Below are 12,183 nucleotides of genomic sequence, written 5' to 3' on the forward strand. Positions count from 1 at the left end.
ATTCTCTATGTCCGGCTTGTCAGTTCAATTGGAGCGCAGCACGATCAGGTCGGCCAGTTCGGCCAGCCGGCCTGCCCGGGTGCCGAATCCCGCCAATGCCTCGTGGGCATCGGTGCGCAACTGGGCAGCCAGCGCGCGCGCGGCATCGAGGCCCATCAGCGACACATAGGTCGGCTTGTCATTGGCGGCGTCCTTGCCGGCGGTCTTGCCGAGGGTTGCCGTATCGGCCGTGACGTCCAGAATATCGTCAACCACCTGGAACGCCAATCCCACGGCAGCCGCGTAGCGGTCCAGCGCGGCCAGGCCGGCGGGATCGATACTTCCGCACAACGCTCCCATGCGCACACTCGCGCGCAGCAGGGCGCCGGTCTTCATCCGGTGCATGGCTTCCAGCGCGTCGCGCGACATCGCCAAGCCCACGTTCTGCAGGTCGATGGCCTGCCCGCCGGCCATGCCGACCGAGCCCGAGGCCACGGCCAGCTCGTCCACCAGCTTCAGGCGCGCTTCGGGCGCCAGCGCCGGGGTGCGGGCCAGCAGGATGAACGCTTGGGTCTGCAATGCGTCACCCACGAGCAGCGCGGTGGCCTCGTCATAGGCCTTGTGCACTGTGGGGCGCCCGCGCCGCAGGTCGTCATCGTCCATGCAGGGCATGTCGTCGTGGACCAGCGAGTAAGCGTGGATCATCTCCACCGCGCAGGCCGCCGCGTCACATGCCTCGGGTGTGGCACCGGCCACTTCACCGGCCGCGTGTACCAGCAGCGGGCGTACCCGCTTGCCACCGCCGAGGACAGCATAGCGCATGGCCTCGTGCAAGGTGTGTGGAATTGTGTCCGTGGACGGCAGTGCCGAGTCCAGGGCGGCCTCGGTCCGGGCGCCCTGCGCCCGCATCCAGGTAGCGAAATCGCTCATTCGAAATCTGTGCCGTTGCTGTTGTTATCGGGACGGGACTCGCCAGCCAGCGGCTTCAGCGCGTCGCCCTCCAGTACTTTGACCTGCTGCGCCACCCGCTCCAGGCTCTGCTGGCAGTAGCGCACCAGTTCGGCACCGCGACGGTACGCGGTGAAAGAGGCCTCGAGGGGCAGTTCGCCGCTTTCCATGCTGGCCACTAGGGTTTCCAGCTCCGCCATGGCGGCCTCGTAAGAGGCTGGCTGCGCGCCGGCTGCGGGCGCGTCGTCAGGCTGGACCGGTGTGGTCGTGGGTTTTGGCATGTCGGGCCTTGTTCAGGGGAATTAGGGATTTTACGCCAATCCCGGACTTGGCCGCAGATACGTATCGTCAACGTGGCGTACACGCACGAAATGTTATCTATCGATCACCCCATTTCATGGAAGTGACTTGTGCGCTATGGTCGTCATTCCGAATGCGATCCAAAGGGCACCTCCATGACGACCCGGGTCGACTTTTTCGCTAAAAAGGCAAAATAATCAGACCCTTAACTTTTCGGCTCGGGTACAATTCCGCCCTCGTCAGCGAGATCGGCGACGCCGTGCCAAGGGCCGCCCGTTGCCAGCTTTTGCGTGTCTTTGTGGTGACGCCGCTCCCGCCCTGTGCCCGCCTGCACCGAACTCAGTTTCGGCCAGTCCCGCCAGGGAACCGGACCGCGCCCGGCTCGTCTGACAGGGTTTCCCAAATCGATTTCTCATATTTCGATGGTTGGGTTGTTCACTGCTTTCGCCTGTTACTAGGGAGTGGGGATAATGTCCAATCTCAGCACCGCGCTCAAGCTGGCGCCGGCTGATTCGCAGTTGCCCGTGGATGTCTACTTTGACGAGGCGCTGCATCAACAAGAACTGGAACTGCTGTTCAAGAAGGGCCCGGGATACGTCGGCCATACGCTGATGGTCCCGGAGACGGGCGATTTCCACACGCTCGCCGCCGAGGACGAGGGCCGCATGCTGGTCCGCAATCCGGAAGGTATCGAGCTGCTGTCGAATGTCTGCCGCCACCGCCAGGCCATCATGCTGAACGGCCGCGGCAACGCCAAGAACATCGTCTGCCCGCTCCATCGCTGGACCTACGACCTCAAGGGTGACCTGCTCGGCGCGCCGCATTTCGCGCAGCAGCCGTGCGTCCACCTGAACCGGTCGCCGCTCCAGAACTGGAACGGCCTGCTGTTCGAGGGCGCCCGCGACGTGCGCGCGGACCTCGCGCGCATGGGGGTGGCCGAGGACCTGAACTTCGACGGCTACATGCTCGACCACGTGGAAGTGCACGAGTGCGACTACAACTGGAAGACCTTCATCGAGGTCTATCTGGAGGACTACCACGTCGTGCCGTTCCACCCGGGACTGGGCAGCTTTGTCTCGTGCGACGACCTGACCTGGGAGTTCGGCGAATGGCACAGCGTGCAGACCGTGGGCCTGCACCAGGGCCTGAAGCGGCCGGGTAGCCCGACGTACCAAAAGTGGCACGACGCGGTGTTGCGCTTCAACAACGGCAAGCTGCCCAAGCACGGCGCGATCTGGCTGACTTACTACCCCAACGTGATGGTGGAGTGGTACCCCAACGTGCTGGTCATCTCGACGCTGCACCCGGTGGGTCCGCGCAAGACCCGCAATGTGGTGGAGTTCTACTACCCCGAGGAAATCGCGCTGTTCGAGCGCGAGTTCGTCGAGGCCGAGCGCGCCGCCTATATGGAGACGTGCATCGAGGACGACGAGATCGCCGAGCGCATGGACGCCGGCCGCCAGGCGCTGATGAAGCGCGGCGTCAGCGAGACCGGTCCGTACCAGTCGCCGATGGAAGACGGCATGCAGCACTTCCACGAATGGTATCGGGGAGCCATGCAGTACACCGGCTGAGGCGCCGGCGGGCCACCACCGTGGTCGGTTATCGCCCGCTATTCGCCCAAGCCCTGTAGCCAGCCAGAAACGGACCGTGAAAACGGTCCGTTTTGCGTTGGAGTGGCCATCTGGCCACTGTTAGAATCGGGGTTTTCCCGCGCTGCGCCGGCCACCACGAAGCCCGGCCGGCCGCCGTTCCACCTCTTTCGCCCCCCGCCATGCAATCGCTCTGGATGCTGTTCGCCGCCTTCGCCTTTTCCTTGATGGGGGTGGGCGTCAAGCTGGCATCCGAGTTCTACACCACAGGCGAGATCGTCTTCTACCGCAGCATCATCGGCGTGACGATCATGTGGATCATGCTGCGCTCGCAAGGCATCTCCGTGCGCACACCGCACATGGCCACGCACATCAAGCGCAGCCTGTTCGGCGTGACCGCCCTGCTGCTCTGGTTCACCTCGATCACGCTGCTGCCGCTGGCCACGGCCATGACGCTGAACTACATGTCGCCGGTCTGGATCGCCCTGATTCTGGGCGCCAGCGCGGCGCTGGCCGGCACGGCGGGCGGCGCGGACCGCAAGCTGATCGGCGCAATCCTGCTGTCGTTCGCCGGGGTGCTGTGCCTGCTGCAGCCGTCGGTCGGCAAGGACCAGCTGACCGGCGGCCTCATCGGACTGATCTCTGGCGTGTTCACGGCGCTGGCCTATGTGGAGGTGCGCCAGCTCGGCCAGCTCGGCGAGCCCGAGGGCCGCATCGTCTTCTACTTCTCGAGCGTGGGCATGGTCTGCGGGCTGGTCTGGATGCTCTACTCGGGCGTCAGCCACCACACCTGGCACGGCGCCGGCCTGCTGCTCGCCATCGGCATCCTGGCCACGCTGGGCCAAACCTCGATGACACGCGCCTACAAGCGCGGCAACACCCTGCTGACCGCCAACCTCCAATACGCCGGCATCGTGTTCTCCAGCCTCTGGGGCATCCTGGTCTGGGACGACAAGCTCAACTGGATCTCCTGGCTCGGCATGGTGCTGATCATCGCCAGCGGCATCGCCACCACCCTCACCCGCGCCCGTGACACCGACAAGCACCCGACCCCGGCCACGCCAGTGAAATCGGCGGAGGCGGAAGTCCATCCCGAGGTGTAGCAGAACGCCGAAAGGCCGACCCGCCTTGATGCGGGTCAGATCCGTCGGATGATGAATGGATAGAGTCTCCCGTCTGAACGCGACGACGGAGCCTTGCCATGCAGCAGCGCAGTTTTGTGTTGAACGACCAGCCGATGAGTGCCTTCCGTGCAGGAAGTGCCGAGTTTCCTGCCTTTTCTGGCCTAGCTCCCCACATCAACAAGCGAACGAGCATCTGTATTCCGGACCATGGCCCCATTCCACCAGGCACGTACTACATCCTTGATCGTGAATCTGGCGGTCGACTGGGGTGGTTTTACGAATGGTACGAACGCCAAACGGATTGGTTCGCGCTGTACGCCGACGATGGCCGCATGGACGATTGGACGTTCTGCAATGAAGTTCGTCGAGGCAACTTCAGATTGCACCCAAAAGGTAGACGTGGCATCAGCAAGGGCTTCATCACGATCGATCGTGCTAATGACTTTCACGTCCTACGTCATTTGCTGACGGCCTCGAAAAAACGTTTGATCCCGAGAACAACGCTCCTCGCTTACGGGAAAGTGGTCGTCAGATGAGTCGGCTCCGCAATGCAGTCCTGCTGGTGATCTGGCTGGTCGTCGCCACGCATATCCATGGGCTCGTATGGAGCCGCTATCCCGACTATTTCCCTGAATACCCTGAGTCAGTGGGCCGTTTCATCGACTGGCTGACAAGGGACTATCAGCCAAGGGGCATCGAGTCGTTGACGACCTACTACTACCTGATCCTCTCGTTCCCGCCGGTGGCCGTCCTGACGGCACTTGGCCTGTTCCTCCGGCGCAAGCTCCGCCGACGCGCGAAACCGCACTGATCGATCCCCCGGTGTAGCATGGAGGCCATCGCCAAACCCCATGCTCACCGCAATGCCGACTCCACTGATCACCGCCACCGAGCTGAACCAACTGCTTAGTCAGGGCACCCACGATGTCGTGCTGTTCGACTGCTCGTTCGATCTCGCCGACCCGGCCGCCGGGCGCGAGGCCTATCACCAGGGGCACCTGCCGGGGGCCTACTACCTCCATCTCGATAACGAACTGTCCGGGCCCAAGACCGGCTTCAACGGCCGGCATCCGCTGCCCGATGCGGAGTTGTTCGCCGCGCGGCTACGGGCGCTTGGCGTGAACGATGGTTCGCTGGTCGTGGCCTATGACGCCCAGGGCGGCATGTTCGCGGCCCGGCTCTGGTGGCTGATGCGCTGGATTGGCCATGGGGCCGTGACGGTGCTCGATGGCGGGAAGAATGCCTGGGTGGCGGCTGGGCTGCCGCTCGAGCGCGGGGCAACCCCGGAGCCCGATACGGACACTGATAAAGGCACTGGCGGCGACCTGTCGCGCAAGGCGTCGCTGGTCCCGACCGTCGATGCCGAGGCGCTGCTGGCCAATCTCGCCAGCCCCGCGCGGCTGGTCGTGGATGCCCGCGCCGCCGACCGCTTCCGCGGCGAGAACGAGACGCTCGACCCGGTCGGCGGCCATATTCCCGGTGCGGTGAATCGCTTCTTCAAGGACAACCTCGCCGCGGACGGCCATTTCAAGCCGGCGGAGACGCTGCGTGCGGAGTTCGGCCAGGTGTTTGCCGGCAAGGCGCCGGCCGATACGGTGATGCAGTGCGGCTCCGGCGTGACCGCCTGCCACAACCTGCTGGCGATGGAAGTGGCCGGGCTGACCGGCGCGGCGCTCTATCCGGGGTCGTGGAGCGAGTGGTGCGCCGACCCGAAGCGGCCGGTGGCGACTGGGGCCTGAATCCCCAGGCGCGAAGCGGCGTCAGCGCGACGCCGCCTCCGTCTTCGCCCCACGGTGGTGGTCGTGTTCCTCGCGCACGCCGTTCGTGATGAACACGATCGCCGCGATGCCCGCCGCCACCAGCACCACCTGCACCGCCGATTCCTTGAGGCGCGGCCGGCGCTGCATCTGCGGCATCAGGTCGCTCACGGCGATGTAGACGAAGCTGCTCGATGCAATCACGAGCACGTACGGAATCCAGCCGCTCAGCTGGTCCAGCAGGAAATATCCCACCACGCCGCCGACCACGGCCGCCAGGCTCGACAACAGGTTGAATGCAAAGGCGCGCGCCTTCGAGAACCCCGCGTTGAGCAGCACGATGAAATCGCCGACTTCCTGCGGAATCTCATGCGCGGCAATCGCCAGCGCCGTCACCACGCCGATCTTGGGATCGGCCAGGAAGGCAGCGGCAATCACGATGCCATCGGCAAAGTTGTGGAAGGTGTCGCCGACGAGGATGGTCAGGCCGCTGCGGCCCGCTTCCTCGCGGTCGTGGCCGTGATGATGGTGGTGCCCATCGCCCTCATGGTGGTGCGAGTGGCGCAGCAGCGAGATCTTCTCCAGCAGGAAGAAGCCCAGCAGGCCAGCCAGTAATGTGCCGAACAGCGCACGCGGGTCTGCGCCGGACTCGAACGCCTCGGGCAGCGAGTGAAGCAGCGCCGTGGCCAGCAGCACCCCTACCGAGAAGCTCACCATGCGGTCGACCACGCGCGAGGCCACGGTCAGCGACAGCAGCGCCGCCCCGAGGATGCTCCCGACGCCCGAAATGGTCGCCGCCAGCAGGATGTACAGAAGCGTGGAATGGATGATGGGCTCCCGGCGCCCGGTATGCGACGGTCAGGCCGCCCGCATACCGATTAACGCAACAAGGTTGCAAAAACTGGAAAGCCGCATTGTACGTATGTCCGCACCGACTTTGCAATGTCCGCAATGGTCCGACTCAGCGTGGGGTCAATCGCCCTCCCCGGCTCAGGCGACCTTGTTCGCCTTCAGCCAGGCGAGGCAGCGCTGCCAGCCATCCTTGGCGGCGGCTTCCACGTAGCTGGATCGGTAATCGGCATTGAAGGCATGGCCGGCCTCGGGATAGACCACGAAGGTCGAGGCCTTCGCATTGGCATCGGGCGATGCTGCCAGCGCGGCCTTCATCTTCGCGACGTGCTCCTGCGTGATGCCGGTGTCCTTGCCGCCGTACAGTCCCAGCACGGGCGCGTGGAGCTGGTTGACGCTCTCCAGCGCGCTGCGCGGCTTGAGCGGCGTCGGCTCACCCACCAGTTGGCCGTACCAGGCCACGCCGGCCTTCACCCGGGGGCTGTGGGCGGTGTAGAGCCATGTGACGCGTCCACCCCAGCAGAAACCGGTGATGCCGAGCCGGTTCAGGTCGCCGCCATGGGCGCCGGCCCAGGTGCTGGCGGCGTCCAGGTCGCCCATGACCTGCGCGTCCGGCACCTTGGCGATGACGTTGGTCTGCAATTCCTGGATCGTGCCGAAGCTGCCCGGGTCGCCCTGCCGCGCGAACAGTTCCGGCGCGATGGCCAGGTAGCCGAGCTTGGCGAAGCGTCGGCAAATGTCTGCAATGTGTTCATGCACCCCGAAGATCTCGCTGATCACGAGCACCACGGGCAGGTTGGTCTTGCCTTCGGGCTGGGCGCGGTAGGCGGGCATGTTGAAGCCGCCGGACGGGATGGTCACTTCGCCGGCGGTCAGGCCATTGAAGTCGGTCTTGATGGTTTCGGCCGCCACCGGCAGGGCCGCCGCCGCAAAGGCGGAGCCCAGCGCGGTCTTGACGAAACGCCGGCGATCGAACGTCTGGCCGGGGACGAGGCTTTCCACTTCAGGCTGCAGCATGGGGCGGGCTCCTTGGGTTCGCTGGCGTGACGCATACGATGCTCACGCAACGCCAGCGATTCTAAGCGCACTTTGCCGCCCCGTGCGCCCCCTCCCCTCAGTGCCTCAGTGCAGCTTTACGCGCGGGCTGGTCTTGCTGCGCAGCCAGTGCGTCACCGTATCGAGCCCCATGCCGATGGCGCCGTGGAGCGCCAGCACGTGCATCCGGTACAGCGAGGTGTACATGAAGCGTGCCATCAGCCCCTCGATAAACATCGACCCACCAATCAGCCCACCCATCAGGCTGCCGACCGCGCTGAAGTGCCCCAGGGACACCAGCGAGCCGAAGTCCTTGAACCCGAACTTCGGCAGCGGCTTGCCGTCCATGCGTGCGCGGATCGCGTCATAGAGGAAGGTGGCCTGCTGGTGCGCCGCCTGCGCGCGCGGCGGCACGGCGGTCTGCTTCTCCGGCCACGGGCAGCTGGCGCAGTCGCCGAACGCGAAGATGTCCGGATCGGCCTCGGTTTGCAGCGTGGGACCGACCACGATCTGGCCCTGCTTGCTGACCGGCAGCCCGAGCGTGCGGAGGACACCCGGCGCGGTGATGCCGGCCGCCCAGACCGTCAGGTCGGCGTCGATGCGCTTGTCGCTGGCGGTGAGCACGGCGTCGTCGGTGACCTGCGTCACGCGCTCGGCGGTCAGCACGTCCACGTCGAGCTTGCGCAGCAGCTTGGTGGTCTCGGCGGAAACGCGCTCGGACAGCGCCGGCAGGATGCGCGGGCCGGCTTCGATCACGTGGATGCGCACGTCGCGGCGCGGGTCCAACTGGTGCAGGCCGTAGGCGTTGAGCACGTGCGCGGTGTTGCGCAGCTCGGCGGACAGTTCCACGCCCGTGGCGCCGGCGCCGATGATCGCCACGTCCACGCGCGGCCGGCCGTCCTCGCCGGTGCGGCCCCGCCCGTTCTGGGCGCGCACGCACGCGGCAATCAGCTTGCGGCGGAAGCGCTCCGCCTGCTCGACGGTATCGAGCGCGATCGCATGCTCGGCCGCGCCGGGCACGTTGAAGAAATGCGTGACGCAGCCGATGGCCAGGACCAGCGTGTCATAGGGGAGTTCGCGTGCGGGCAGCAGCTCCGTGCCATCCAGATCGACGCACGCGGCCACCTGGATGACCTTGCGCGCCCGATCGACGCCCGTCAGTTCGCCCTGCTGGAACTCGAAGTGGTGCCACCGCGCCTGCGCGACGTACTCGAGCTGGTGGGTGTTGGGATCCATGCTGCCGGCGGCGACTTCGTGCAGCAGCGGCTTCCAGATGTGCGTGGGCGAGCGGTCCACCAGCACCACCTGGGCCTGGCCGCGTTTGCCCAGCTTGTCGCCGAGCCGGGTCACGAGTTCGAGCCCGCCGGCCCCGCCGCCAACGACGATGATGCGATGGGTGGATGCCTGCGTCGCGCGCAGCGCGTCGCGCTGGGCGTTGTGCGATGGGGTGGGCGATGGGGTGGGCGATGGATTGGGCGATGTCTCGCCCCGTGTATCGGCTTGCGTACCGATGTGTGCCGCCGTGCCTGCCGCTACTTCGCTACCGGTTGTACTGCCATCCGTGGTGCTCATGGTCTACCCGATCTTCTCTATTTGGAAACCGGTGTCGACCCGCGTCGGCGAGGATTATGTTGTCGTTGTGGCGTCGCGCGGATCATGTTCGTTGCTGCCAGTTTGCTGCACGGCAATAGAACTGGCAAGCCTCCACGCGATGATGTCGCGCATTCACCGCAACGCCTCTCCTGTACGCATCCGCATGCAGGAGAGGCGTCACCTTCAATGCGCCTCTTCCCAGTTGCTGCCGCTGCCCACTTCGGCCACCAATGGCACGCGCAGCGTCGCCACGGAGCACATCAGCTCGGGCAGGCGCGTCTTCACCAGCTCGAGTTCGGCCTGCGGCACTTCGAGGACCAGTTCATCGTGCACCTGCATGATCTGGCGCGTGCCGAGGTTGTCGCGCTCGAGCCAGTCCTGCACGGCGATCATCGACAGCTTGATCAGGTCCGCCGCCGTGCCCTGCATCGGCGCGTTGATGGCGGCGCGCTCGGCGCCCTGGCGGCGCGGGCCGTTGCCGCCGTTGATGTCGGGCAGCCAGAGGCGGCGGCCAAACACCGTTTCCACGTAGCCCTGCTCGCGCGCGGTCTGGCGCGTCTCTTCCATGTAGTGGGCCACGCCCGGGTAGCGCATGAAGTAGCGGTCGATGTAGTGCTTGGCCGCTTCGCGCTCGATGCCGAGGTTGCTGGCCAGCCCGAACGCGCTCATGCCGTAGATCAGACCGAAGTTGATGACCTTGGCGTAGCGGCGCTGCTCGCTGGACACCGCCTCGCGCTCCACGCCGAAGATCTCGGCCGCCGTGGCGCGGTGGATGTCCTCGCCGTTGGCGAACGCGCGCAGCAGGTTCTCGTCGCCCGAGATATGGGCCATGATGCGCAGCTCGATCTGCGAGTAGTCGGCGGAGACGATCACGTTGCCCGGCGCGGCGATGAACGCCTCGCGGATGCGCCGGCCTTCCTCGGTCCGCACCGGGATGTTCTGCAGGTTCGGCTCGGTCGAGGCCAGCCGGCCCGTCACGGCCGTGGCCTGGCCGTAGCTCGTGTGCACGCGTCCGGTCTGCGGGTTGACCATCTTCGGCAGCTTGTCCGTGTAGGTGGACTTGAGCTTCGACAGACCCCGATAGTCGAGCAGCAGCTTGGGCAGCGGATAGTCCTCCGCCAGCTTCTGCAGCACCTCTTCGTCGGTGGACGGCGCCCCGCTGGCGGTCTTCTTGACCACCGGCAGCTTCATCTGCGTGAACAGGATTTCGCCGATCTGCTTCGGCGAACCGAGATTGAACGGCTGGCCAGCGGCCTCGAAGGCGGCTTTTTCCAGTTCCATCATGCGCTGGCCGAGTTCGGCGCTCTGCGCGCCAAGCCGCGCGGCATCGATCAGCACGCCATTGCGCTCGATCTTCTGAAGCACCACCGAGACCGGGATCTCGATATTCTCGTACACGTACTTGAGCCCGTCTGCCGCGTCCAGCTGCGGATGCATCTTGCGATGGAGGCGCAGCGTCACGTCGGCATCCTCGGCCGCGTACTCGGTGGCGCGCTGGAGGTCGATCTGGTCGAAGCCGATCTGGCTGGCGCCCTTGCCGCAGACTTCCTCGTAGGTCAGCGTCTTCAGGTTCAGCAACCGCTCGGCCAGGCTGTCCATGCCGTGATTGCGGTGCGAGGCCAGCACGTAGCTTTCCAGCATCGTGTCCTGGGCGATGCCGCGCAGCTTGACGCCGTGGTTGGCGAAGACGTGCGAGTCGTACTTCAGGTGCTGGCCTAGCTTCGGCCGCGCCGGGTCTTCCAGCCACGGGCGCAGGCGCTCCAGCACGTAGTCGCGCGAGAGCTGGCCGTGGTTATCCATGCCGGCCACGTCCGGGCCGCGATGGGCGACCGGGATGTAGGCGGCCTCGCCGGGCTCCACCGACAGCGACAGGCCCACCAACTGGGCCTGCATCGGGTCGAGCGAGGTGGTTTCCGTGTCGATGGCGGTCAGCGGCGCGTCGACGATCCGGGCGATCCAGGCGTCGAGTGCAGCCTCGGTGGTCACGGTCTCGTAGCGGATCTCGGCCGGGGTGGTGTCGGGTGCCGGCAGGTCGGTCGACACATCGGCCGGGCCATCGAACAGCCCGCCCTGCGGCGAAGGCGCCGGCGCGGCGCCGGCACGCGACGAGCGGGCGGCGGCACGGGCGTTCGGCAGCGATTCGCCCGTGGCCTCGCGCAGCCAGGTCTTGAAACCATAGCGCGAGAAGAAGGCGATCAGCTTCTCGTTGTCCTCGCCCAGTTCGCGCAGCGCGTGGAAGTCCGCCACGGCGTCGCTGAGGTCGCAGTCGGTCTTGACCGTGACCAGCTCCCGGGCGCGCGGCAGCCAGTCGAGCGTGTTGCGCAGGTTCTCGCCCACCACGCCCTTGATGCCATCGGCACCGGCCATGATGGTGTCGAGCGTGCCGTATTCGGCAAGCCATTTCACGGCGGTCTTCGGACCCACCTTGGGCACGCCGGGCACGTTGTCCACCGCATCGCCAATCAGCGAGAGATAGTCGACGATCCGCTCCGGCGGCACGCCGAACTTGGCCACCACACCGGGCGGATCGAGCACTTCGCCGCTCATGGTGTTGACCAGCGTGACGTGGTCGTTCACCAGCTGCGCGAGGTCCTTGTCGCCCGTGGATACCACGGTACGCACGCCCTGTGCCGTGGCCTGGCAGGCCAGTGTGCCGATCACGTCGTCGGCCTCCACGCCTTCCACCACCACGATCGGCCAGCCCAGCGCGCGCACGGCCTCGTGGATCGGCTCGATCTGCCTGGCCAGATCCTCGGGCATGGACGGGCGATGTTCCTTATATGCGGGGTATAGCGCATCCCGGAACGTCTTGCCCTTGGCGTCGAACACGCAAGCGATATACTCTGCCGGGAAGTCGTTGCGCAGCTTGCGCAACATGTTGATCATGCCGTAGATTGCCCCTGTAGGCAGCCCTTCGCCATTCCTCAGGTCCGGCAGAGCGTGATACGCGCGATACAAGTAGCTCGATCCATCGACGAGCAAAAGCGTTTTTTGACTATCCGACAT

Annotated in this window: 11 protein-coding genes; 5 read left to right on the forward strand and 6 right to left on the reverse strand. The window is 65.8% G+C overall.

Annotation, left to right across the window (positions count from 1 at the left end):
- Nucleotides 1-24: 24 nt before the first annotated feature.
- On the reverse strand, nt 25-909 hold the full coding sequence (locus tag AC1DFU_RS17095; protein WP_092290358.1) for a polyprenyl synthetase family protein: 885 nt from the start codon (nt 907-909) through the stop codon (nt 25-27).
- Nucleotides 906-1,208: an exodeoxyribonuclease VII small subunit gene (locus tag AC1DFU_RS17100; protein WP_092290360.1), complete on the reverse strand. Its 303-nt coding sequence runs from the start codon at nt 1,206-1,208 to the stop codon at nt 906-908. Before AC1DFU_RS17100 ends, AC1DFU_RS17095 begins: the two co-directional genes overlap by 4 nt.
- A gap of 489 nt (nt 1,209-1,697) precedes the next feature.
- On the opposite strand from AC1DFU_RS17100, the gene AC1DFU_RS17105 reads away from it, so the two are divergent.
- From AC1DFU_RS17105 to AC1DFU_RS17125, 5 genes are all read left to right on the forward strand, one after another.
- The gene (locus tag AC1DFU_RS17105; RefSeq protein WP_092290362.1) at nt 1,698-2,801 is read left to right on the forward strand and encodes an aromatic ring-hydroxylating oxygenase subunit alpha; all 1,104 of its coding nucleotides are present in this window, start codon (nt 1,698-1,700) and stop codon (nt 2,799-2,801) included.
- Between the two features lie 200 nt (nt 2,802-3,001).
- Complete coding sequence (locus AC1DFU_RS17110) at nt 3,002-3,922, forward strand: DMT family transporter (protein WP_092290365.1); 921 nt, start codon at nt 3,002-3,004, stop codon at nt 3,920-3,922.
- Nucleotides 3,923-4,020: 98 nt separating this feature from the next.
- Nucleotides 4,021-4,479 carry a DUF2778 domain-containing protein gene (locus AC1DFU_RS17115; RefSeq protein ID WP_092290367.1) on the forward strand — a complete coding sequence of 153 codons (459 nt, stop codon included), beginning with the start codon at nt 4,021-4,023 and terminating at the stop codon, nt 4,477-4,479.
- Nucleotides 4,476-4,754, forward strand: coding sequence for a hypothetical protein (locus AC1DFU_RS17120; protein WP_092290369.1), 279 nt, complete (start codon nt 4,476-4,478; stop codon nt 4,752-4,754). Before AC1DFU_RS17115 ends, AC1DFU_RS17120 begins: the two co-directional genes overlap by 4 nt.
- A 52-nt stretch (nt 4,755-4,806) precedes the next feature.
- Nucleotides 4,807-5,682, forward strand: coding sequence for a sulfurtransferase (locus AC1DFU_RS17125; protein WP_092290371.1), 876 nt, complete (start codon nt 4,807-4,809; stop codon nt 5,680-5,682).
- A gap of 21 nt (nt 5,683-5,703) precedes the next feature.
- Here the strand turns inward: AC1DFU_RS17125 and AC1DFU_RS17130 are convergent, their stop codons facing one another.
- The 4 genes from AC1DFU_RS17130 to polA form a co-directional block, all read right to left on the reverse strand.
- Nucleotides 5,704-6,513 carry a ZIP family metal transporter gene (locus AC1DFU_RS17130; RefSeq protein WP_255370686.1) on the reverse strand — a complete coding sequence of 270 codons (810 nt, stop codon included), beginning with the start codon at nt 6,511-6,513 and terminating at the stop codon, nt 5,704-5,706.
- Nucleotides 6,514-6,690: 177 nt separating this feature from the next.
- Nucleotides 6,691-7,566 carry a dienelactone hydrolase family protein gene (locus AC1DFU_RS17135; protein WP_441590578.1) on the reverse strand — a complete coding sequence of 292 codons (876 nt, stop codon included), beginning with the start codon at nt 7,564-7,566 and terminating at the stop codon, nt 6,691-6,693.
- A gap of 105 nt (nt 7,567-7,671) precedes the next feature.
- The gene (locus tag AC1DFU_RS17140) at nt 7,672-9,156 is read right to left on the reverse strand and encodes an NAD(P)/FAD-dependent oxidoreductase (RefSeq protein WP_255370673.1); all 1,485 of its coding nucleotides are present in this window, start codon (nt 9,154-9,156) and stop codon (nt 7,672-7,674) included.
- Nucleotides 9,157-9,360: 204 nt separating this feature from the next.
- Nucleotides 9,361-12,183, reverse strand: a complete 2,823-nt coding sequence (gene polA, locus AC1DFU_RS17145) for a DNA polymerase I (RefSeq protein ID WP_092290378.1) — start codon at nt 12,181-12,183, stop codon at nt 9,361-9,363.

This window comes from Cupriavidus sp. 10L45, from assembly GCF_056395225.1.